Here is a 23,590-nt window from a genome sequence, read left to right as displayed (position 1 = left end):
TTTGTGTGGTTTTATGATATGGTTTTATTGTACAGATGGAAAAAATAATGAATGGCCGTAGAAATTTTTTGAAAACCGCAAGTTTATTGACCATGACGGGTTTGGCTGGTTGTGCTAAAAATGTGGGGCAAAATCAAGCAAAAAAGCATGAAAATGCGACCGAAAAAGTACTCAATGGCCACTGTTTGGCGGATTTAAGGTATGAATTTTTTGGAAAACATCAATCAGGCATCACAACGCCTGTACAACGCCATGTGTATTTTTTGGTTGCCGATTTGCATAGTAAGAATGTTGATGAGATTCGCCAAATGTTTAAAGATTGGACGGATTATTCGGTAAAACTGATGAATGGCGAGAACATCAAACCTTATGGTAATAATCCGCACCTACCACCAGCCGATACAGGTGAGACTGATAGCCTAGGGGCGTATGGGCTAACGCTTACTTTTGGCATCAGTCCTACATTTTTAAAAAAATTAAATTTGGAGCATAAAGCACCGCCAGAATTTAGTGAGTTGCCAAAATTCCCACGAGACCAAATCAAAGATGAATTGTCAGGCGGAGATATTTGCATACAGGCGTGTTCTGAAGACCCACAAGTTGCCTTTCATGCTGTGCGACAACTTGTCCGTCAGGCTCGCTCGCTTATCACCATGAAATGGTCGCAGGCAGGGTTTAATAGCTTTGATAGCGGTCATCAAACACCACGCAATCTATTTGCGTTCAAAGACGGCACTGCTAATAAAACAACCATGCAAAACCCTGATAAATGGCTGTGGATTGATAATGGCGTGTTTCAAAATGGCTCGTATTTGGTTGTCCGCCTAATCCAAATGCACCTTGAAACATGGGACAGGACAAGCCTTGTTGGACAAGATGACACCTTTGGGCGACACCGAGCGAGTGGGGCGAGTATTGGCAAAACGGACGAGTTTGATGCACTTGATATCCATGCAAAAGACGATAAAGGCAATCTGATTGTCGGCGAAGTCAGCCATGCAGGGCTGGCTAATCGCACAGGATTGCAAATGCTAAGGCGTTCGTATTCGTATAGCAGTGGCATTGTACATGGGCAGTTTGATGCAGGGCTTTTGTTTATCAGTTTTCAAAAAAATCCCATGCAGTTTTCTGCCATTCAATCTGCTTTTGGTAACAAAGATAAAATGACCGAATACACCACCCACATCGGCTCTGGCTTGTTTGCCTGTTTTGGTGGGGTTACCCAAGGGGAATATTTGGGGCAGTCTCTTTTTGAATGATTGGTTTTTAACATACCAATAAATATGCTTTAAAACAATTCATAAAAAAAATTTGTCAGTACCATGACAACCATACAAATAACCAACTTAAAGACATGATGCACCTATGGCTACAACAATGAAAAAATTTTTGACTTCGCTAGTATTGGGCTTAGCTGTATGTGCGACTAATCCAACATTTGCCAATCAATCCGACACATCGCCCGTTTTTACCGAAACCCAATCCGACAAAGTTAATTTTTCGCCTATTTTTGTGGGCGTTTCTGATGCCATGAGTTTGGTGAATCATGCCAAAATTGATAAAGCAAAAGCCGAGCTTGACGGACTTTACCAAAATTTTCAAAACTTAAGCATTGACGACAAACATCAAGACTTAAAAAATACGGTTGTACTTGCGTTTAAAAATGCACTAAACCACCCAAACAAAACCAATCTAAGCGAACTATCAACCGCTTTATACGCCCTTGAAAAAGCCCAAAACCCTGTAGACTACACGCAGGCGAATGTGCGATTTGCTAAAAAAATCCGTCCTGCCACTACCATATTGGCAAAGGCGATTGATGATTTTAAAACAGATAGCGATGTGGAAAAATTGCGACAAGCCTATGATACATTCAACCGAGTGTGGGTTGCTAATGAGCGAGTGGTCAGAAATACACAAAAGTCGCATTATGGGGCGATTGAGACCGCTATGGCATTGCTGAGAGTGGCGATAGAAACGCAACATATCACCGCTATGGATAGCCAATTTAGCACATTGCAGGCAACCATTGAAAGCTATATTAACAATCAACCAATAGACGAGCCCAAACTGGCTGATGGTGTCAATTTGGCATACGGCATTGGGTTATTAGAACAAGGGCTAGCAGATTTTGAAAATGGCAAACTGGCAGATGGGCAAAATAGGCTCTCTGAATTTATCGCCAGTTGGGTGGTGTTTGAAGGCGATGTTGCTACTCGCAATCCTGCTTTGTATGCCCAAATTGAAAGCCAAATCCCAATGATTATGGCAAAAGGCGATAAGCCAAGTCAAGAAAAATTATCTAATATTATCAATGATTTAAAAGCAATTAACCCAACGGCTCACTATACGGCTATTGACAGTATGTTGATTTTGCTTCGTGAGGGTTTAGAGGCATTATTGATAGTCATGGCTTTAATCACCGCCCTAAATGCCAGTGGTCAAAAGCGTGGCAAAAAATGGGTGTATGGCGGTGTTGGTTTGGGATTATTGGGCAGTATCGCAGGGGCGGTCGCACTTTACCAACTATTTCCACAGGTGGCAAGTGGGGCAAACCGTGAGACTTTGGAGGGTGTGATTGGCATTGTGGCGGTTGTGATGATGATGGGCGTGGGGGCATGGCTACATTCAAAATCAAACATCAAAGCGTGGAATCGCTATATCCAAAATGAGCTTGGGCGTGCCATGACAACAGGTAGCTTTATCTCATTGTTTTTATTGGCTTTTTTATCGGTATTCCGAGAAGGGGCAGAGACGATTTTATTTTATGTGGGGATTTTGCCAAAGATTATGATGAGTGATTTTTTGCTCGGCATTGCGATGGCATTGGTGATTTTGGCGGTGGTTGCTGTGATATTATTCAAAACATCTGTCAAATTACCCATTCCGCTTTTGTTTAAAATTTTGACAGCAACGATTTATTTTTTAGGCTTTAAGATTTTAGGCGTGAGTATTTCGGCGTTGCAATTAACCAATCATTTACCACGCACCACGATAGACTTGCCAAGTGTGGCATGGGCAGGCTTTTATCCAAGTATGCAAGGGCTACTGGCACAGGCTTTGTATATAGCGGTGATTATTTGCCTGGGGGTTGGTTTATTAGGAGTTGGTCGGGGTAGGCATTAAAGAAATTGATACAATCAAGAAAGATGATAGTATTATTAACTGTAAATCCTTATAAAAATTAGGTATATTACTGGTATTAGGTTTGTATTAAAAATAGCGAGGCAATATGCAATACCCAGCTAAAAGTTTTTCTATCGTGCCTATGTTGGCAATATTTTTGGCACTGACTGCGTGCAATGACAAAGCAAATGCACCAGCAGAGCCTGACAAGTCTGTTGCAGTCCAAAAGATACCAGATGAAAATAAACAATTGGCCCAAGAACCGACAATACCAGAAGTAACAACAAAAGAAATTGGTGATGCTACCAAAAAGAGCATTGGTGCTGACAATGAACCCGTCAAAGCACTATCCATTGAAGAGGGTAAAAAACGCTATGAGCAGACTTGTAAAGTCTGCCATGGTCAAGGATTATTAGATGCACCCAAATTGACCAATAAGGCCGAATGGGCAAAACGCCTAGAAAAAGGCATTGATACCTTGCATCAGCACTCTGCCAAGGGTTTTAATAAAATGCCAGCCCAAGCTGTTGGTGCGGTGTCAGAAGCTGAAGTTTATGCTGCGGTAGATTATATGCTTGAACAAGCCAAATAGCCGATATTAAAAAGACATACAAAATAAGTGCGATTTTTTGATGGCGTAAGACAAAGCAACTATTTGATTTTATGGTGGGTGGCGTATGCTAAACCTGCACTTTATCTGCAGTTTTGTAAGTCTAAATAATACACCAATTTTGTTTGTTAAGTTTGTGATGGCGCTTAAAAAAAGCCAAGTGTACGACTTGGCTTTTTTTTGGTGGCTTGGTTTACATATTTGGATAGTTGGGACCACCACCACCTTCTGGCGTTGTCCAAGTGATGTTTTGGCTTGGGTCTTTGATGTCGCAGGTTTTGCAGTGTACGCAGTTTTGGCTATTGATGATAAATCTTACCCCCTTTGGTGTGGTATCATCTGCCACCACTTCATAGACGCCAGCAGGACAGTAGCGTTGAGCTGGCTCGGCATATAGCGGTAGGTTTTGACTGATAGGCACGCTTGGGTCGGTCAATTTGAGATGGCATGGCTGGTCTTCGGCGTGATTGGTATTAGAAATAAATACAGAAGACAGCTTATCAAAAGTCAGCTTACCATCTGGTTTTGGATAGTCAGGTTGAAAAGCGTGATCGGATTTATCCAATGTTTTGTAATCTGGCGTATTGTCATTGATGGTTAAAGGCAGTTTGCCTTTAAATAAGTTTTGTTCAACAAAAGTAAAAGCACCGCCCATCAATGTTCCCATGCGATGAATGGCTGGGGCAAAATTACGAGCGTTGTGTGCGTCTTCAAACAGCCATGAATTTTCAAAATTTGTCTGATATTCACTGACCTCATCATGCAAGCGACCTGCCTTGATGGCGGTAAAAATACTTTCGGCAGCAATCATGCCTGATTTCATTGAAGTGTGTGTGCCTTTTAGTTTTGCTGGGTTTAAAAAACCTGCATCATCACCAATCAACACACCACCTGCAAAAGTTAATTTTGGTAGGCTGTTAAGACCACCTTTAACTAAGGCTCTTGCACCATAAGATAGGCGTTTACCACCTTCTAAAATTGGACGAATGGTGGGGTGTAATTTTAGGCGTTGCAGTTCATCAAATGGTGAAAAGTATGGATTGGTGTAAGATAAGTCGCAAATCAAACCAAAACTTACCTGATTATCTTCGGCAAAATACAAGAACCAACCACCTGTTGCACCTGTTTCGGATAGTGGCCAGCCTGTACCGTGCATGATGACACCTTGTTCGTGTTTGTCGGCATCAATCTCCCACAACTCTTTTAAGCCAATCCCATAATGCTGTGGGTCTTTGCCTTTATCAAGATGGAATCGGCTGATTAAGCGTTTGCCCAAATGTCCACGACAGCCTTCAGCAAAGATGGTGTATTTAGCAAGTAAATCATAGCCAGGCTCAAATGATGATTTGGCGTTGCCTTGGGCATCTACACCCATATCACCTGTACAAATTCCTTTGACTGAGCCGTCGTCATTATAAAGAATTTCACTGGCGGTAAAACTTGGAAATAGCATGATTTCCATCTCTTCGGCACGAGCAGCAAGCCAACGCACGACATTACCAAGTGAGACGATGTAATTACCATCATTGTGTAGTGGCTTAGGTATGGCCCAACTTGGGGCTTGTATGGCTTTTTTATCATCTGGCATCAGATAAACACGATCTTCTTTTGCCTGTACTGTGATGGGTGCGTCCATGTTTTTCCAGTTGGGCAATAACTCATCAAGCGCACGAGTTTCCATGATTGCCCCAGATAAGATGTGTGCACCAAATTCTGAGCCTTTTTCTACCACGCAGACCATGAAATCGTCCATGCCAGCATCATTGGCAAGCTGTTTTAGGCGAATTGCTGCCGACAGACCAGAGGGTCCGCCACCGACAATCACGACATCAAATTCCATCGATTCTCTTTGTATATTTTGCATAAGTTGTCCTATTGGCTGTTGGCTTGATTTTGGTAACGAAAAGACTTTAAAAAAGATAAAAAATCACGCTCATCTGGCTGATAGAAATGAATGCTATCAAAAGCAATGCTTGTCAATCAAATTTTGTTATATTTTACCAATCTTAATGAATTAAACAAGTCAATAATTATCATAAATTGTGATTTGGCAGTACAACCCACCCAGTTTTGGTGTGAAAATTAGACAATCATTGCTTTTTTGGGAACAATTAAGCTACAATTATCAGCAAAATTGGGCAATGATGTTGTATGAATACTCATTATTGATGACCAAAAAAAGAGCGACGAATAGAGATGGGCTAATGATAACAAATGGCGATAATCCATACAAAAATAATCAAAAAATTACTAATAAAAACAATGATTTGAGTGAATTTATTTCTGCCATTGCTCCAAAGGGCGATCAACGAAAAATTCCGCCACTTGACAGGTGGCAACCCACAAGAATCCATGATTTTGACATTTTTATCAAGGATAATGGCGATTGGTATCACGAAGGCTCAAAAATGACCAGGCAGTCACTTGTTGATTTGTTTGCCAGCGTTTTATGGGGTCAGGTTGAAAATGGTCAGCGGGCGTATTTTTTAAAAACTCCAAGCGATTTATATCGCATACAGGTTGAGGATGTGCCATTATTCATCAATAAAGTGGATAAAATCCAGCAAGAGGGTGTGGATTGGATTGTTTTTGGTACGACCAATGGGGATCAGATTGTCCTTGATGACAAGCCTTTGTATTTTAAAGACTTTGTCAAAGAAGGGCGGGTGGAACATCGATTGTATCTTGACACCAGATTTAAACTGACTGCACGCATTGGTGCTAATGTGCTATATCATTTGATAGAGATGGGTGAGCTGTCGGAAATAGATGGTAAAGCGGTGCTTAACCTAACAAGTGGTGGCAAAATACACAGTGTGCAGGCGGAGATGAGTGATGATTAACCAACACTCAGATTTTATTGATGATCCAGACACTGCACCGATTGGTGTGTTTGATTCTGGCGTGGGTGGTTTGTCGGTGTATCGGCATTTAAAGACGATTTTGCCCAATGAGCGTTTTATTTACTATGCCGATACTGCTAATGTGCCATATGGCAACAAGCTCGGTGATGAGATTTTGTCTTTGACATTGCAGGTGGTGGCAAGACTGTGCGAGCAGGGCTGTAAGATGATTATCATTGCTTGCAACAGTGCGTCCGCCCATGCGTTGCCTGCAATCAGACAACGATGCCATGTGCCGATTATAGGGCTTGTCCCTGCGGTGAAGCCTGCTTGCACCATGACAAAGACCAAAAAAATTGCCGTACTTGCCACCCAAGCTACTTTGCAAGGCTACTTGTTAAATGAGGTCATTAAGGACATTGCCATGCCTGCTGGTGTTGATGTGTATAAACACTTTGAGCCACGACTTGTCCCTTGGGTGGAAAATGGCATGCCTATTGATTCACAAGTTGCTAAGTTGCTGATTGGGCAGGTAAAAATCTGGGCAAGTGAAGGGGTAGATGTGATTGTGCTTGGCTGTACGCATTATCCATTTTTTAAGGATTTTATACAAGCGTATATTGATAAAGAGTGTTTGCCAATTGCTTTGGTGGATTCTGGCGTGGCGATTGCCAAAAGAGCCAAATCCTTACTTGTGGCACTTCAAATTGAGGCAAGCACACCCAAAAATATCCCTTTGACTTTTTATGCCAGTCGCTTTGATGATAGACTTGCAGCGACAGTGGCAGGGTTGATTGATGAGCCTGTGGATTTTGTTGGTCATGACTTTTTGCCGATGGATAAAAATCAATGAGAGTCAAGTACCGCCCAACAAATCATCAAATCATTTGCCAAGACATGGTCGGCCAACCCAATCAAGATGACCAATCAAAATGATATTGATGTCAAATACACTGTCTTTTTGGATTGAGGGTATTGTAATTTATGACAAAATTTGGTCTAATGATGAGATGTTTTATTTGCCAAATAAGGAAAAAGTCATGTCAGATGCCCAACCAAGCCAAGAAATAGCCCAAGAAATTGTTAAATTTGATAAATTAGAAGAAAGTATGCGTGATGCTGAGAAATCTCGTACGCTAGAAGAACAGGTTGCTTATTTAAAGTCGCAGGGCATTGACCCATCAAAAACCTATGCCAAATGGGATGATGATAAAGAAGATGAGTGATTGTTCTTAAATACTTAGATACTTAAATATGTAGATAAATGCAAACATGGGCTATGCTCATCTTGCAAATTTAAACATCAATTTAAACATTAAAGTTGCATAAATACAAACAAAAACCCAATCGCTTGACTGGGTTTTTGTTTTTTTAACTGATGAGTTTTTAACTGCTGAATAATCATTGGCTTGGCACAAGTGATATTGTGCCATCAGCGTTTACCACACGGCGGTAAGTTTTTGGAACGATGCTTTTGATGGGTGTGGCAACCTGATGCGTACTTGGTATTTTGCTTACTGGTACTTGATATGGCATGGTGTCAGGCGTTGTTGGGTTGGTGGGTAAGATGTTTATTTGACTTGTGATTAAGCGGTGAAATTTTTTGCCTGCCCGACCATCTGGTAAAACGCCAACTTTGCTTTGATAGCTCATGATAGCACGGCGAGTATTATCACCGATGATGCCGTCAATGTTGCCAATGTCGTATCCTGCCATCATTAGTGCTTGTTGAATCTCTTTGGCTTCACGGCGGCTGATGCCTGGGTCATCGGTTGGCCAAGGGGTTGCAAAATTGGTATTGGTGCTGTTGGTTTCAATCAAAGTGGCCAAATGTGCAATCGCCAGTGCATAGCTTTCTGACGCATTATAGCTATAAAAAGTATCAAAATTTTTACCCACTAAAAATGCAGGACCGTTGATGCCTGCTGGTAGCAATAGGCCTGCTGATGCCATATTGTTTGGCAAAGGGCGACCATCTGGTAAAGTGATGCCTTGATTTTGCCAATAATCCATGCTTTTTTTGGCGGTGCGTCCGCTTGCACCCAGATAACCATTAAGTTTGACTTCATAACCCCAAGGTTCTCCAGCTCGATAGCCACGCTTGGACAAAAAATTGGCGGTACTGGCCAATGCGTCAGCGTTGCTATTTACCAAATCTTTGCGACCATCGCCATCAAAATCTACTGCCAATTCTAAAAAGGTGCTGGGCATGAATTGTGTCTGACCAAATGCCCCCGCCCATGAGCCTGTCATATCCTGTGGTTGAATGTCGCCATTTTGGACAATTCTAAGAGCGTTGGCGAATTCTTTACGAAAATAATTTTGACGGCGATCAAAGCATGAGAGTGTCGCAAGACTGCTAAATAAATTTTTACCACCTAATGTTGTGCCAAAATTGCTCTCTACACCCCATACGCCAAGCACATGTTCAGGTTGTACGCCATAGCGAGCGTAGATTTGGCTCAGGACTTGGGATTGTTCAGCTTTGGCTTGCAATCCAGCGATGACTCGCTCGGCATCAACCAAAGATGCGTGATAATCCCAAATATCTTTTTTAAATTCTGGCTGATGGTTTAAGGAGCGAATGACTGTTGGGTCGGGTTCACTGGGGCGATAGGCTTCAAAAGTTGCGTCAGAAATACCACGAAAAGCAGACGAGTTTTTTAGGTTGTCTAGGCACTGCTGAAAATGCGTGTTTGACAGATTGGGCAAATCGTTTGCCAAGGCGTGTGTGGATATGCCAAAAATGGTTAGAGTGATGATGAATTTGGCGGATTGTTTCATGCAAAAAACCTGCTTCATAGATGGTGAATGTGGGTAAAAAACCCATGTTAATTTAAAGGTGTCATTTCTTTGATGTTAGGCTTGTTGTTGAGGCTTTTAAATATTGATGACTTTTTTGCTGTGTTTTTCAAGATACCAAGTCAGACAAATTGCAGCAACAGATAATGAGACAACAAGTGCTGTCCAAAAGCCATAAATTCCCATGTCATAATGAAATGCCATCAGATAGCCTGGAGCGAGTCCACAGCCCCAAAAAGACACCAAGTGAATCATCATTGGTATGTTGGTTACCTTGTAACCACGCAGAGAACTGCTTGCTACACATTGAACTGCATCTGCCAATTGAAAAGCAGCGGCAAACAATAAGACTGTCGCAGCAATGCTGATGACCGCCAAATCGTCAGTATACATCTGGGCAAGTGGATAACGCAAGCCAATAAGAAGTGTTGCTGTTGCAAATGACATGAAAATCCCACTCAAAACTGCCACTCCAGAAGCATAACGAGCACGATGTGGTCTGCCTTGCCCCAGATAAAATCCTGTACGCACTGTGCTTGCAATGCCGAGGCTTTGTGGCAACAAGAAGATGAGCGAGGTTAGGCTGATGGCGATCTGTTGGGCAGCAACATAGTCTTCGGTTGTGCCAGACGAATCACCTTTGAGCCGTGCCACAAAAAACATGATACAGGTAAACAAACTGACCTCAACCAGAAATGATAGGCCAATTGGTAGACCCAGCCGTGTAATTTCGATGAGTGTTTTTAGATTGGGTGGGCTGAATTTATCCATCAAACCAAAAGGCTTGAAATAACGGTCTTTGGCGATGTAGATGGCAAGAATGAGGGTATTTAGCCAAAAAACAATGGCGGTTGCAAGTCCACAGCCTGCACCGCCCAAGGCGGGCATACCAAATTTACCGTACACAAACACCCAATTTAGTGGAATATTTATGACAAAACAAATCCAGCTGACAATCATAATCGCTCTTGGTCGATTAAGGCTTGACGCATAGGCGTGTAGTCCACGATGAATCATGGCGGCAGGCATGGCAAGACCAACAAACCATAGGTAGTTTTCAGTGATGCTTAAAGTCTGTGTGCTTAGATCAAAAAATGCCTTAAATGGCGTGATGGCCACCCACATGATGAGCATTCCTAAAATGCCTGTAATAAGTCCATACCACAGGCCTTGGCGACCCATTTCACCAATTTGGTTGGTTTGTTTTGCCCCGTACTGTTGGGAAATCATTGGATTGAGTGCTACCATCACGCCGAGCAAGGAGACATATACAGTGCCAAACAAACTGCTGCCCAGAGCTACTGCTGCCAAGTCACCTTTACCAGCACCGCCTGCCATAATCGTATCAACAAAACTGGTTCCCATTTGTGCAACTTGTGCAAGAAGCATTGGTAAGGCAAGAGAAATTAAGACATTTAGCTCTTTTTTATAAGTAGAAAAAGGGTATTTGGCGATGTCTAGCATGGAAGTTTCACAAAAAAAGATTAAAAGCCTAATCGGCTAAGCACCAAAATTAAGTGCTTAATAGAAAAATATTAAATCTGCTGCTGACCTGACGACATAAAATTTTGCACAGCTTGTCTGCCTTATTTTACCACAAAATTTGAGCCGACTTGTAACAAAGCACAATCTTAATCTTAAGGTTATACTTTGATGTTGCCAAAGGGGGTTGATGAAAACTATTTTGGCGGTACTATTTTTTAATGATTAATCAAAAACACTGGGTCTGATGATCTTTATAATCTCTACTGTTGATGGGTTGTGCTATAATGGCCGTTTTAGGATTGGGCGTTTGAATTTTGGGCCTTGCGATGTTTGTAGAGGGGGTATTATCATGATTTTAAATTTTACAGCCTATCTTTTTGTTCCTGCCATTCGCTTAGATAGGGTGCAAAAGGCATTTGATGGCGGTGCTGATATTGTCATCATTGACCTTGAAGATGCGGTGGCATCAGCACAAAAAGCCCTTGCACGCCAAGACTTGGCAGATTTTGATAAAATTACCAAGCGTCCTTACTGGCTACGCATCAATGCAGCACACACAACCGATTATGCTCACGACATATCACTCATTAAAAACTTATGCCATGTACAAGGTGTGCTGTTACCAAAGGTTGAATCTGCATTGTCCATCACCGCTTTGCATCAAGCGATTGGTTTGCCTATCATTGCTGTTGTTGAAACTGCCAAGGGCGTACTTAATATTGGTGAAATTGCCACCGCAAAAGGACTTTGTGCCATGACCTATGGCTGTTTGGATTTAACAAAGTCGCTCGGCATGATGCTTGGTACGCCATCGGCAAAAGTGGTACTCGACAAGATTCGCATGGATTTGTTGTTGCATTCAGCAATCAATGGCTTAAATCCGCCGATTGAGACGATTTTTGCGGATTTTCATGATGGTGATGGCGTGGCAAATTTTGCTAAATACGCCCAAAATTTTGGCTTTGGTGGACAGCTACTGATACACCCAAAGCAAATCGGCCCTGTTAAAAATGCTACCAAACCCAATGAAGATACACTTAACCTAGCCAGACAAGTACTAAAAACACACCAACAAACTGGACAGGCCGTTTTTTCTGTACAAGGAAAAATGGTGGATTTACCCATGATTGAATGGGCAAAAAAGTTACTCGGAGACTGACACTGATCAGTGTGTCAAATGCGTTTTTAGGCTTTGGTATGTTACTTATTGGCAAAAATGATGGCACAACATTCAATGATCATAAATGGTCTAGTATGGGCATACAACCAAACAATTTGTGTTGAAAAACAATTTGTGTTTGAAAATTTTTAAGCATGATCTGTTGTGATGGCGATGGCGTGCTTGATGTCGGTTAATTTTTGACTGACCATAAATAGTCTGTCTATGCCAAGGGCGATGCCACTGCACGCAGGCAGATTGTCGCAGGCATGGATCAGATTAAGGTCAATTGGCATGATGGGTCTGCCAAGCTTGCTACGCTCGGCATTGTCTGCATGAAATCTGGCCAACAGCTCTTTGCCGTCAGCAAGCTCGTCATAAGCGTTGGCAATCTCAAGACCATCAATATACAGTTCAAATCGTTTGGCAACCAAATGTCCATCATCGTCATGCACAGTCTTAGCAAGAGCAGCGGTTGCAGGCGGATAATCTGTGAGCAGTGTGGGCAAGTCTTTGCCCAAGTTTGGCTCAATCAGGTGGCTAAAAAGTAAGTCTAGCCAGCCTTGCCTGTCGTCGCCCATATCAAGCATGATGTCATGTGATGATGCACATTGTTGCAGTTCATCAATACTGCTTGTAAAGGGGTGAATGCCAAGTGATGCAAAGCTCTCTTTGTATGTCAGTCTTTTAAATTGAATTTTCTTGTCAAAAATAATGCCAATCAGCTCGCCCAATTCATCAGCAAGGGCATCAAGGTCAAAATTTGGACGATACCATTCAAGCATGGTGAATTCTATATTATGTCGAGAGCCACGCTCATTATCACGAAATACTTGGCACAGTTGATAAATTGGTACTTGCCATGTGGCAAGCAGTCGCTTCATGGCAAATTCTGGCGAAGTGTGCAAATAGCCTGTAACTGCTTTGCCCGCTTGATGAAAATTGGCAGAAACCGAATCAATAAAGGTGTCAGTATTGCCAGCATTGGATAAAATGGGTGTATTAACTTCTAAGATGCTCTTGTTGGTAAAAAATTGGCGAATTTGTGCAAGCATTTTAGCCCGTTGTTGGGCAAGTTGTAGGCTTTGTTGTGGTTGATAATTCATGATGATATCAAATGATGATTGTAAAATATTGTTGATGTTGTTTGGTTTTTGTTTTTAGTTGTCATTACTGTTTAAATCATCAAAAACCCACTCACGGCGTAAAGCGTAGTTTTTGCGTAGATTGTCAAAATCAATGGCATGAACACCTTGAGGCCCTACTGTACGCAAATTTATGTCATCTTGGCAAATGTCATAAAACTGTTTGAGTGACTGGGTCGGACGATTGTGAAGGCTGTATTTAAAATTTGCCCAAGTATGAGGATTTGGTGGTAGCAATGGTTTTAGATGTTGTAAAATTGGTAAATTAAAATGATGGCAAAAAGCTTGATAAATCATGTCTGTACCACGCAACTTGCCTTCAAGCGTATAGCCTGCGATGTGCGGAGTAGCAATGACAAGCTGATCAAGTAATACTTTATCAATGTTTGGTTCGTCTGGAAAGACATCTAGTACGACTTGCAGATTTTTTTGGGTGATGGCAGTCAGCAAGTCTTCTTGATGAATGATTTCGCCACGAGCTGAGTTGATGAGCATGGCATTATTCTGTAATTTTGATAAATAAGCTTTGCTGAATAATTGATGGGTTGGATGATCACCACCTTTGGTGAGTGGTGTGTGAATAGAAACAATGTCGCTGTTTTGCAATAAATCATCAAGCTGGCTATTGTTTAAATCAGATTTTGCCAAAAATGGGTCGTATCCCAAAATATGCCAGCCTAAGTCTTTGGCGTATTTGGCAAGTGTGCTACCAATATTGCCAAGACCGATTATGCCTAATGATGCAGGTTTGTTTTGGTATTCTGGGCGTAAACTGAGTATGGCGGTAATGACATACTGAGCCACAGAGTGCCTACTACACCCTTTGGCATTGGCAAAGGCAATGCCGTGCTGATTGAGGTGGTCTTGGTTAACATGGTCTGTACCGATGGTGGCAGAACCGATGAAACGAATGTTGATAAAATCGCTGATGGTATCTGCTGTGATGGGGGTTACTGAGCGAATGAATAAAGCGTGTGGGCGATACCGATCGATGGCTTGTTGATTGATGTCTCGGCCTTTGAGCTTGATGATTCTTGTGTTGTGAAATGCCATGTAATCATCAAGATTGGCAATATTTTCATCAGCGATGATTGTCAGCATGGTTTATTCATCCAGATTGTTTGATATATCTTTATTCATCATAGATTTTGGCGTGGCATCGCCTGAAATTGCGTTGGCATCATTTGGAACTGGATCATCATCTTTTTTGGCAAAAATTTCATTTTTGTGCTGACTGATCCATTCACGCCATACCGCAAGGCCAATCGCTAGCACCACAGGACCAATGAACAGCCCAACAAAGCCGAATGCGGTTAAGCCACCCAATACGCCAATAAAAATAATGATGAAAGGGATTTTGGTTGCACCACTGATGACGATGGGGCGAATCAGATTGTCCACCCAGCTAATCACCAAAATTCCCCATAATGATAAACCAATGCCTTCTGTGGTATGACCCTGAGACAACAGCCATAATGCGACACCTCCCCAAGCAAAGGGTGTGCCAAAGGGAATGAGTGCGGCAACAAAAGTTAATAAGGTTAATAAAATTGGGTTGGGTGTGCCCGCCATAATATAACCAAAACCTGCAAGTAACGCTTGAGCCAAAGCTGTTAGCCCAATGCCGTAAATGACCGCTTGTGTTGTTGCACCAACTGAGTTGATATAATCATCAATACGGTCGCCGACTATGTTGCGTAAGGCTTGGCGAATTTGACGCATGAGGCTTTTGCCATCACGATAAAAAAAGAATAGGGTCATGAGTGCCATGCCAAGTTTTGCCAGATTCTTAAAAGCAACATCAAAGGCAATTTTCCCATAGTACAAATGCGACTGTACCCAAGCACGCACTGCCATCATTGATGCTTCGGGGTCTTTATTAATTTCCCAAAGTAAATTTTTTATTTGCTGACCGACGATGGGTAGATTTTTAATATTATCTGGCAAATCCACATAGCCTGCTTGTAGGCGATGAATTGCCATACCATAAAAGGCAACAACTTCTTGTTGTAGAAAAAATACACCAACCACCAGCGGTATGCCGATCATCAATGAGATACTTACTGTCATGATGAGTGCACTTAAAGTTGGGCTAAGTAGTACTTTTTGATGAAAAAACCGATATAAAGGAAAGGTGATGTACGCCAATATCGCCCCCCAGATTGCAGGGGAAATAAAAAATTTTACCACCTGAAAACATAAAATCATCAAGATGGTAAGCAAGGTTAGGGCGAGCAGTCGCTGTAAGACGACTTCTTTTGACCAAGTTTCTAACATAGGATTGGGCTGGTGTTGGTGGTGTGATGTTGGGTATGACTGTCTGATATTTATTATGCCAAATTTTTGAGCAAATCGCTTGGTTTTTTTTGCAGTTTTTTGTGTTTTTTATATCAAGGTTGTGTTGCTGGGGTGATTTGAATGGCAAATGAGGTTTTTAGATTTGACAAGTCGATTAAGCCCATTGGCAAAGGCGATTTTATCTTTGTCGCTATATGGTTTTTGTCCGCCCATGTTGGCGGGCTCTAGTACGCCTGTGCCTCGCAGAGTTTCCATAAAGTCTCGTGCATTGAGCTTGGGTTTGATGTTGCTTAAAGTAAATTCCTCTCCACGACTGGTCAAAACTTTTGCTCCCTTTTGCAGTGCGTCATTGGCAAGAGGAATATCACTTGTGATGACCAAATCACCCATCAAAGTATGTTCTACAATATGGTCATCTGCCACATCAAAGCCCTGTGGTACTACAACCATCTGCAAGTGGGGCGATGGCGGCAACTTGATGAACTGATTGGCGACAAATATCGCCTGCACCTTGGTACGGTTGGCAGTTTTGATGATCAGCTCTTTGGCGATGACTGGCAATGCGTCTGCATCAATAAGAATTTTCATGAATTTTGACGGTTTTAATTGATTGATTTATGAACCGTTTAACCGTCCAGTCCAACCTTATTGGGTAGTATTTTAATTACTTTATCTACCGTCTCATCTAATGCGTCATCGCCTGTCATGATGGTGATGTGTCCGATTTTGCGTCCGTTCCGCTCATCTTTGTGGTAGTGGTGAAAATGCACGCCACGCATGGCAAGCAAATCGTTAGGGTTTGGAAATTGCCCAATAATATTGAGCATCACAGATGGCTGTATGATGTCTGTACTGCCCAGCGGCAAACCTGCGACCGCACGCATATGGTTTTCAAATTGGCTACATATCGCCCCCTCAATGCTCCAATGCCCAGAATTATGCACGCGTGGGGCAATTTCGTTGGCGATGAGTCCGCTGTCGGTTACAAATAACTCTAATGTCATTACGCCGACATAGTCTAGATGTTCTAATAATTTTTTGATGCTATTTTGAGCCTGTTTGGTCAGGCTCTCACTGTTTGGTGCTGGAGCGACGGTCTTGGCTAAGATGCCTTGATGGTGGGTATTTTCTACAAGCGGATAGTAGCGAATGTCGCCATCTTTGCCACGCACAGCGATGATGGACACTTCTCGTGTAAAATCAATGAATCCTTCGGCGATGAGTGGTGCGATTTGGGTTGCATCACCAAGTTCTGCCCAAGCTGCTGTAATATCACTGGCGGTTTTAATGACGAATTGACCTTTGCCATCATAGCCGCCACGAGTGGTTTTTAGTACCAATGGTAGTCCTAATTTTTTGCAGGCATCATTTAGCTCATCTAAACTATTGACCGCAACAAATGGCACGGTAGTGATATCAAGCTGATTAAACAACTCTTTTTCTTTTAGGCGATCTTGGGCAATGAATAGTGCCTTTGATGGTGGAAAAAGTGTATGTTTTTGTTCAATCTTTTTAGCAGAACTTAATGGTGTATTTTCAAATTCTAGCGTGAATGTGTCGCACGCATTGTCAAATTCATCAAATTCTACATTGGTAAATACTTGGCCTGTTAAAGTGGCAGGGCAGTTTGGAGTATCTTCTAAAAAGACGGTTGTGATGCCAAGCGGGCGAGCGGCATTGCCAAGCATTAGGCCTAATTGTCCACCGCCAAAGATTCCGATGGTACGAATGGGAGCAGGTGTAGTCATGATTGTTTCTTTTATTGCTTCTTTTAAATTAATTAAAAATAATTGGTTGATGCGGTTTAAAAATACCAAGCAAAATCATCTTATTTAATTATTCTTATTTGGGATAATTTTTTAAGATGATTTTGTCTATTTAGTTGGTATCGGCAACACCAGGAATCGGGCTGGCTAAAATCTTTTGGGTCTGGTTGGTGCGAAACTTGGTAACTTTTTGTCCCAATGCGTCATCATAGATGGCAAGCATCTGTATTGCCAAAAGCCCTGCATTATAAGCCCCTGCTGTACCAATCGCCAATGTACCAACCGCTACACCTTTGGGCATTTGAACGATAGATAATAGGCTATCCCAGCCACTTAGCATAGATGACTTAACAGGTACACCAAGGACTGGCAAATCGGTTTGAGAAGCACACATACCTGGCAAGTGAGCCGCACCACCTGCACCAGCGATGATGATGGCAAGCCCACGAGATTTTGCCGATTTGGCATAGTCAAATAAACGGTCTGGTGTGCGATGTGCTGACACGACTTCGCATTCAAACGGTACGCCAAAATCTACCAAAATTTGTGCAGCGTGTTGCATGGTTTCCCAGTCAGACTGACTGCCCATAATGATGCCAACTTTGGCTGTGCCCTGTGGCGATGAAATGGGAGGTGGCAAGGTGTTTGACATGATTTTATCCTTAAAATATAGACATTATAGCAAATTTTATTAAATAATTTTAGTGTTTTTGATGGTTTATTCTTGATGGTGTTAGCCAGCAAAGGTAAATGATCATCGCTATTTTGTGCTGGCTACTGACACAAATAAACGATTGTATTCGTTTGTTTGTATGATTTAATACTGCATGATTCAATACTGTTGCTACTAAAATCTTGGACTGAGTAGTGCCTTGATAAAATACATTATTAATGAAGGCTCGATGATGATGGTTGCCACCACACCAAAGGCTGCTCCAAACAAATGTGCTAAATGATTGGTATTGCCTGCACTTCGACTCTCAGCATAGATACTGTATGCCGTATAAAGTGCTGCAAAAATGATGGCAGGAATTGGCAAGATGCCAAAGAAATATAAAGTTTGCCAAGGAGAAAATAAAATAAATGCAAATAGCACCGCCGAGACCCCACCTGATGCACCAAGGCTAAAATAGCGTGGATTGTTTTGGTGTTTCAAATAGGTTGGTATGATGGCAACAATGATGGCAAGCACATAAAACAACACAAACCCAAGCGAGCCAAATTTATTGATATAAAAATGCTCAATGACCCGCCCAAAAAAATACAATGTAAACATATTAAAAAGCAGATGCATACCATCAGCATGGATAAAGCCGTGCGTGATAAAGCGGTCGTATTGTTTGAATTTATTGACAGAAATTGGGTTAAAAATCAACCGCCCCATGAGGGTGCGATTTTGCCAAGTGAGCAGACTGATGATGACAGTAATGATGATGATGGCGGTAGTATGATTCATAAATATCTAAAAAAATGGCTGTAAAATTGACTTATCAACCTTAACTTAAAACCGTAATTTGCTTTGCTAAGTGCAATGACTGAATGTAAATGGCAAATCCAAAAAGTACAAGAAAAGCTAAGTTGAGTGTGTTAAGTGGCGGTAAGTATAGCAGGTAAAATGGATTTGGCAAATGGCAAGTTTATGAAGTTATTGGTAATGTTTTGTTGAAGTATTGTAGCAAAGACTTTCATATTTGAATAAAATCAGTCAAAATAGCGACATAAAACAAAATTTAAAAATTTAAATGTTTTTCAATTTTATAAAATTATTTAAATGATGTTATGTTTAAATAAACTCTTTAAATAAATATTTTCTTAATTTGGCTGTTTATGTTAGTAGTGGCTAAAAGCAAATATTTATGTTTAGTTTAGGCATTCTGGCGTTTTATTGAGCGTTGGAATTAAGTGAATTTGTAAAATTTATTTAGATTTTTTTTAAGGTTTGGTTTTTATTTTTAATTGACAACAAAAGGAGTTCCTTATGAGCTTAATCAACAAACTGTCCGAACTGGTAACCCCTCATGTACTGGCTGCGACCACCACTCACGAAGGTGATCATGCTGTTAAATCAAAGTTACTTTCGGCATTTTATGCCATTTTTGCTTCTCGCCTAACTGACGCTGCTGCATTTGGTCGTGTATCAGCATTAAATACACTTGATTTAGATGATGGCTACAAAGTACTTAGTGCTGTGTTTGATGACGGTGCTACCATCAATCAAGCCGCAAAACTTAATGATCAGCTTGCCAAAGAGTTTAATTTATCTGCTGCGACTGCCAGCACACTGACCGCTGTCGCAGCTCCACTGGCACTGGCTGAGCTAAAAGAGCTTTCTGGCACCATCTCATTGCCGATATTTTTACAGCAAAACCTATCGTCATTTAGTTCGTTTGTACCTTCTTGGGCTTATGTATTATTGCCAGCAGGTTTATTTGGTGCTACCGCTACTGGTACGCAATCTATCAAAGCTGAACCTGTTGCTGTAAGTACGCTTCATAAAGAAGAGAAAAAAGAAGGCGGTTTTTTAAAGAGCTTATTGCCTATCATTGGGCTGATTATTTTGGCAGGTTTGGCGTGGTTATTACTTCGCAGTTGTCAGGATAAGCCAGCACCAGTAGCTGCACCAACTGAGCCAGCAATTGAAACACCAGCTGATATGGCGGTTGCCAATGCAACGCCTGCAACTTTGAATATTGCTGTTGATGAGACTGGCGAAGCGATATATTCATGTCGTGGTCAGGCAGGTGCTGAGGGCGTACTTGGCTCTATTCGCACTGTCATTGCTGGTGTGTTTGGTACTGATAAATGCTCTTTGCAAACAGTATCTGGCTATGCTGATACCATGCCAGTGGCAGAATATTTGCCTGACTTATTGGGTTTGATGAAAGGCGTGCCAAGTTCAAGTGTGAGCATTGTTGATAAGGTGATTCGTTTTAATGCTGCCAATGAAGCTGACATTCAAAAGCTGATTGATGCCGCTAAACGCATAGTGCCTGCCGACTTCACCGTAGAGGCTGAGCCAAAACTTGATGTGGCAGCAGCCGTTGAAAGCAGTATTCACTCAGCCAAACAGGCAATTGATAATTTGGGCAATCAGGTAACGATTGATGGCTTGGTCAATGCTTTGAATATGCAAATCATTAACTTTGCGGTGGATTCAAGCGAAATTCCTAATGAAAATAAAGAAATTTTGGATTTGGCTGCCCAAAAGATGGAAGCTTTGCCAAAGGCCACTCTAAAAATCATCGGTCATACGGACAACCAAGCGTCTCATGAATACAATAAGACCTTGTCTGAGGAGCGTGCTGCCGCTGTTCGTGATTATCTGGTGTCTAAAGGCATTTCTGCTGAGCGTTTGAGTGTTGAGGGTGCAAGCTATGACCACCCAGTGGCATCTAATGCCACCGAGCAAGGTCGTTTCCAAAACCGCCGCATTGAGTTCACCATCTTAAAAGAGGGCGAGCAAATTGCTGCCATCGGTAACGCACCGACCAGCAAAGCGACTAAAGCTGTAGCAGAACAAAACCAAGCAGCTACAACCACAGATAAAAAATAATTGAATAACTGATGGCAAACTGACTTTAATCATGATTCATTAAACCGTCATTTAATGACCTTGATTTAAGCAATTAAGACCAGATGATGTTAAACTATCATCTGGTTTTTTTATTGATGATTATAATGACAAAAGTGATTTTATTTAACAAGCCTTATGGCGTGCATAGTCAATTTCGTAAAGATAATGACAATATGCTGACTTTGGCAGATTTTTTTACCGATAAGACCTTGCGTGTGGCTGGCAGGCTGGATAAAGATAGTGAGGGCTTGCTTATCTTGACTGATGATGGTGCTTTAAACCATGCCATCACGACACCGCCCAACAAAGGTAATGCTAAGAAATTTGGCAAAACTTATCTGGTGCAGGTTGAAAATATGCCAAGTGAAAGTCAAATCCGTACTATTGAGAGGGGTGTGGTGCTAAAAGATGGTAAAACTTTGCCCTGTCGTGTCAAACTGCTTGATGCGTTGCCCATCACCGTATGGGAACGCAATCCACCCATTCGTGAGCGTAAATCGATTCCAACAGCATGGCTTTCTATCACAATTTTTGAAGGCAAAAACCGTCAGGTACGCCGTATGGTGGCTCATGTTGGCTTGCCATGCCTAAGGTTGATTCGCCATCAGGTGGGGGAATGGTGCTTGGGGGATATGAACGAGCAAATCGGTGTGGGAGAGCATCTGGTGGTTGAGCTCGGTGAGCAAGATTTGCGAAAACTTGGTGTGATTAAAACGCATGCCCAAAAAGATGGATTGGGCAAGGACACTAAAAAGCCATTACCCAAATCCAAGAAAATCCATCAATAGCAACAAGCATGCTCTATTTGGTATAAAAAATAAAACTCGCCGCCTTCTTTTTCTCCTCCAAAAAACTGGTTGAAAGTTTGGTTTTTTTTTGGGTGAGTTTTAAGACCGATAAGATGATTTATTAATCAAGACATTTTTCAATGATTAAGCTTGATCTTCTAGCCATGCATCGTTACCACCACTAAGACTGATTTGTCTATGATTATTTGAGTTGTTTTTAACTTCAAAAGTCATCAATTCATCACGGCGAAATGCGTGAACGGTGATGCTTTTTTGGTGGTGGTTTTGGTATTTGCTGGTTGTTTCTAATACTTTTTGGTCGGCTTTTAGCCAGTCGATGGCGATGATGACATCATTGACCGACAGTCCTGCATGGCTGGCACCGCCATCTCGAAGTAAATGCTTGATTTTTAGACCGCTTGCTGTATCTTCGGTGGTCATGCCCCAGACCTTTAGGTTATCTTTGGCGTCAATATTAACACCAAATTCACTCAAAACCTCTTCAATCGGTAGAGGTGTGCGTCCGATGACATAATTATTAAAAAAATGTTGCCAAACTTTTGCAGGAATGAAAGTTTGTATCACCTCGCCCAGATTATCATGCGTCATGCCAAATCGCCCATCTTTGCAGGATAATGCCTTTTGATAAAAAGCTCTAATGACATCAAACAGGCGGTACTTACCATCAGAATGTTTAAGTAGGGTCAAATCAAGAAGTAGGGCGACAAGTGCACCCTTGTTATAATAGCTTACGCCTTGGTTGGTATAATTTTCATCGGCACGATACAGTTTGATCCACGCATCAAAGCTAGATTCGGCAACACTTTGTGAATCACGACCTGCGGTTTGATAATAACGATTGATTTGTGTGCTAAGCAATTTGAGATATGTAGATTTGTCAATCACGCCAGCATGTAGTAGCATAAAGTCATCAACATAACTGGTGAATCCCTCAAATACCCAAAGTAGTGGTGTGGGTGCTTCAACTTGTAGGGTTGAGGTCATCATCACATCAGGGCGTACACTTTTGACCCACCAAGCATGAAAATATTCATGACTACATAGCCCCAAATAGCTTTGATAGTCATCGCTTGGTATCTTGCTTTCAAAAGCGGTTGGCAGGTTGGTTCGTGGGCTGACAAGTGCGGTAGAATTGATGTGTTCAAGTCCGCCATAGTCGTTGCCTGTTACCATTGTCATGAAGGTATAATCATCAAAAGGTGTCGTACCCCATTTATCAACATGAGTTTGGCAAATTTTTTGCACATCGGTTTTTAGGCGTGTCAGATCGCCATGGTGTTTGCCAGCGATGAAAAAACGATGCGGTATGACTTTGCCATTGCCATCAACGACCTCAAAGTCAAATACATTTTGAGTTGAAATTTCAAAAGGATAATCATAACTTTCAAAACAAGCGACTGGTTCAAGCTGATATAGTATGGCAGTATTTGTTTTTTGTACTTTATGCTTTAAGCCGCAGGCGAGCAAGGCATTTGGATTTTTTTGGAAAAATTCATGAGGAACGCTGAGTGTGATGTTTGCAGTGCTTTGTTCTTGACCAGTGGCAATGAGTAGCAATGAGCTAAAATTGCCAAACAGTCGTGTATTATCCACAAAAGCGGTACGCACAGATAAATCATGGCAATACACCTCATATTGTACGACAACCTTCTCTGTGGCTTTGATGTGCGTAAGCTGATAAGTGTTTTTGGATAACTTGATTGCATCGGTAAGTTTGCCATCATGTTCGTACTGCACCAGCGTGATATTCTTGCTGAACTCACGAATCAGATAGCTGCCAGCAACCCAAGTTGGTAACCATAAGGTTGGTGCATCTTGGTCGGCGGTAAACTCAATCAGTACATTCACCAAATGTGCGTTAAAACGATGAAAATCAACCACATAATTCATGATTTTTTCCTACTTTTATAAAAATTATCATCATATCATTTTTAGGTCTTGGTTAAAAGCAAAGTATGAAGCAAGGTGATTTA

General features: G+C 41.7%; 20 protein-coding genes. 9 read left to right on the top strand and 11 right to left on the bottom strand.

Features of this window, described 5'->3' with window-relative positions:
* Positions 1 to 47 precede the first annotated feature (47 nt).
* The 3 genes from R0123_RS03945 to R0123_RS03935 all read left to right on the top strand — a co-directional run bounded on the left by R0123_RS03945 (position 48) and on the right by R0123_RS03935 (position 3,718).
* Positions 48 to 1,259: a Dyp-type peroxidase gene (locus R0123_RS03945; protein ID WP_323843173.1), complete on the top strand. Its 1,212-nt coding sequence runs from the start codon at positions 48 to 50 to the stop codon at positions 1,257 to 1,259.
* A gap of 118 nt (positions 1,260 to 1,377) precedes the next feature.
* Positions 1,378 to 3,126 carry an FTR1 family iron permease gene (locus R0123_RS03940; protein ID WP_323841685.1) on the top strand — a complete coding sequence of 583 codons (1,749 nt, stop codon included), beginning with the start codon at positions 1,378 to 1,380 and terminating at the stop codon, positions 3,124 to 3,126.
* Positions 3,127 to 3,232: 106 nt separating this feature from the next.
* Positions 3,233 to 3,718 carry a c-type cytochrome gene (locus R0123_RS03935; protein ID WP_323843172.1) on the top strand — a complete coding sequence of 162 codons (486 nt, stop codon included), beginning with the start codon at positions 3,233 to 3,235 and terminating at the stop codon, positions 3,716 to 3,718.
* Between the two features lie 211 nt (positions 3,719 to 3,929).
* Here R0123_RS03935 and R0123_RS03930 read toward each other — a convergent pair whose 3' ends face one another.
* A complete protein-coding gene (locus R0123_RS03930; protein ID WP_323843171.1) occupies positions 3,930 to 5,600 on the bottom strand; it encodes an electron transfer flavoprotein-ubiquinone oxidoreductase in 1,671 nt (556 codons plus the stop codon).
* Between the two features lie 340 nt (positions 5,601 to 5,940).
* Between R0123_RS03930 and R0123_RS03925 the strand changes: the two genes are divergently transcribed.
* The 3 genes from R0123_RS03925 to R0123_RS03915 all read left to right on the top strand — a co-directional run bounded on the left by R0123_RS03925 (position 5,941) and on the right by R0123_RS03915 (position 7,805).
* On the top strand, positions 5,941 to 6,579 hold the full coding sequence (locus R0123_RS03925; RefSeq protein ID WP_323843170.1) for a DUF1285 domain-containing protein: 639 nt from the start codon (positions 5,941 to 5,943) through the stop codon (positions 6,577 to 6,579).
* Positions 6,572 to 7,432: a glutamate racemase gene (murI, locus tag R0123_RS03920; RefSeq protein WP_323843169.1), complete on the top strand. Its 861-nt coding sequence runs from the start codon at positions 6,572 to 6,574 to the stop codon at positions 7,430 to 7,432. Before R0123_RS03925 ends, murI begins: the two co-directional genes overlap by 8 nt.
* 187 nt (positions 7,433 to 7,619) lie before the next feature.
* A complete protein-coding gene (locus R0123_RS03915; RefSeq protein ID WP_323841690.1) occupies positions 7,620 to 7,805 on the top strand; it encodes a hypothetical protein in 186 nt (61 codons plus the stop codon).
* A gap of 175 nt (positions 7,806 to 7,980) precedes the next feature.
* Here R0123_RS03915 and R0123_RS03910 read toward each other — a convergent pair whose 3' ends face one another.
* Positions 7,981 to 9,363 carry a lytic murein transglycosylase gene (locus R0123_RS03910; RefSeq protein ID WP_323843168.1) on the bottom strand — a complete coding sequence of 461 codons (1,383 nt, stop codon included), beginning with the start codon at positions 9,361 to 9,363 and terminating at the stop codon, positions 7,981 to 7,983.
* 96 nt (positions 9,364 to 9,459) lie between these two features.
* Entirely contained in the window at positions 9,460 to 10,845 is a 1,386-nt protein-coding gene (locus tag R0123_RS03905; RefSeq protein ID WP_323843167.1) for an MATE family efflux transporter, read from the bottom strand.
* Between the two features lie 370 nt (positions 10,846 to 11,215).
* Between R0123_RS03905 and R0123_RS03900 the strand changes: the two genes are divergently transcribed.
* On the top strand, positions 11,216 to 12,025 hold the full coding sequence (locus R0123_RS03900; RefSeq protein ID WP_323843166.1) for a CoA ester lyase: 810 nt from the start codon (positions 11,216 to 11,218) through the stop codon (positions 12,023 to 12,025).
* A gap of 149 nt (positions 12,026 to 12,174) precedes the next feature.
* On the opposite strand, the gene epmA is transcribed toward R0123_RS03900, so the two are convergent.
* The 7 genes from epmA to R0123_RS03865 all read right to left on the bottom strand — a co-directional run bounded on the left by epmA (position 12,175) and on the right by R0123_RS03865 (position 18,690).
* Positions 12,175 to 13,131 (bottom strand): EF-P lysine aminoacylase EpmA, encoded by a 957-nt coding sequence (gene epmA, locus R0123_RS03895; protein ID WP_323843165.1) that lies wholly within the window; start codon positions 13,129 to 13,131, stop codon positions 12,175 to 12,177.
* Positions 13,132 to 13,185: 54 nt separating this feature from the next.
* Positions 13,186 to 14,271: a 4-phosphoerythronate dehydrogenase gene (locus R0123_RS03890; protein WP_323843164.1), complete on the bottom strand. Its 1,086-nt coding sequence runs from the start codon at positions 14,269 to 14,271 to the stop codon at positions 13,186 to 13,188.
* Positions 14,272 to 14,274: 3 nt separating this feature from the next.
* Positions 14,275 to 15,447, bottom strand: a complete 1,173-nt coding sequence (locus tag R0123_RS03885; RefSeq protein ID WP_323843163.1) for an AI-2E family transporter — start codon at positions 15,445 to 15,447, stop codon at positions 14,275 to 14,277.
* A 108-nt stretch (positions 15,448 to 15,555) separates the two neighbouring features.
* A complete protein-coding gene (locus R0123_RS03880) occupies positions 15,556 to 16,056 on the bottom strand; it encodes a YaiI/YqxD family protein (protein ID WP_323841697.1) in 501 nt (166 codons plus the stop codon).
* Positions 16,057 to 16,094: 38 nt separating this feature from the next.
* Positions 16,095 to 17,216 (bottom strand): 5-(carboxyamino)imidazole ribonucleotide synthase, encoded by a 1,122-nt coding sequence (locus R0123_RS03875; RefSeq protein WP_323843162.1) that lies wholly within the window; start codon positions 17,214 to 17,216, stop codon positions 16,095 to 16,097.
* A gap of 130 nt (positions 17,217 to 17,346) precedes the next feature.
* A complete protein-coding gene (purE, locus tag R0123_RS03870; RefSeq protein ID WP_323841699.1) occupies positions 17,347 to 17,886 on the bottom strand; it encodes a 5-(carboxyamino)imidazole ribonucleotide mutase in 540 nt (179 codons plus the stop codon).
* A 195-nt stretch (positions 17,887 to 18,081) separates the two neighbouring features.
* A complete protein-coding gene (locus tag R0123_RS03865) occupies positions 18,082 to 18,690 on the bottom strand; it encodes a rhomboid family intramembrane serine protease (RefSeq protein ID WP_323843161.1) in 609 nt (202 codons plus the stop codon).
* Between the two features lie 522 nt (positions 18,691 to 19,212).
* On the opposite strand from R0123_RS03865, the gene R0123_RS03860 reads away from it, so the two are divergent.
* Together R0123_RS03860 and R0123_RS03855 are read left to right on the top strand one after the other, a co-directional pair.
* A complete protein-coding gene (locus tag R0123_RS03860; protein WP_323843160.1) occupies positions 19,213 to 20,787 on the top strand; it encodes an OmpA family protein in 1,575 nt (524 codons plus the stop codon).
* Between the two features lie 125 nt (positions 20,788 to 20,912).
* On the top strand, positions 20,913 to 21,596 hold the full coding sequence (locus R0123_RS03855) for a pseudouridine synthase (RefSeq protein ID WP_323843159.1): 684 nt from the start codon (positions 20,913 to 20,915) through the stop codon (positions 21,594 to 21,596).
* A gap of 144 nt (positions 21,597 to 21,740) precedes the next feature.
* Here R0123_RS03855 and R0123_RS03850 read toward each other — a convergent pair whose 3' ends face one another.
* On the bottom strand, positions 21,741 to 23,507 hold the full coding sequence (locus tag R0123_RS03850) for a M61 family peptidase (RefSeq protein ID WP_323843158.1): 1,767 nt from the start codon (positions 23,505 to 23,507) through the stop codon (positions 21,741 to 21,743).
* Positions 23,508 to 23,590 lie beyond the last annotated feature (83 nt).

Source organism: Moraxella sp. Pampa (assembly GCF_035181385.1).
Classification (GTDB): Bacteria; Pseudomonadota; Gammaproteobacteria; order Pseudomonadales; family Moraxellaceae; genus Moraxella.
The sequence above is the reverse complement of the archived record's forward strand: the minus strand, read 5'-3'. Positions and strand labels throughout refer to the sequence as shown.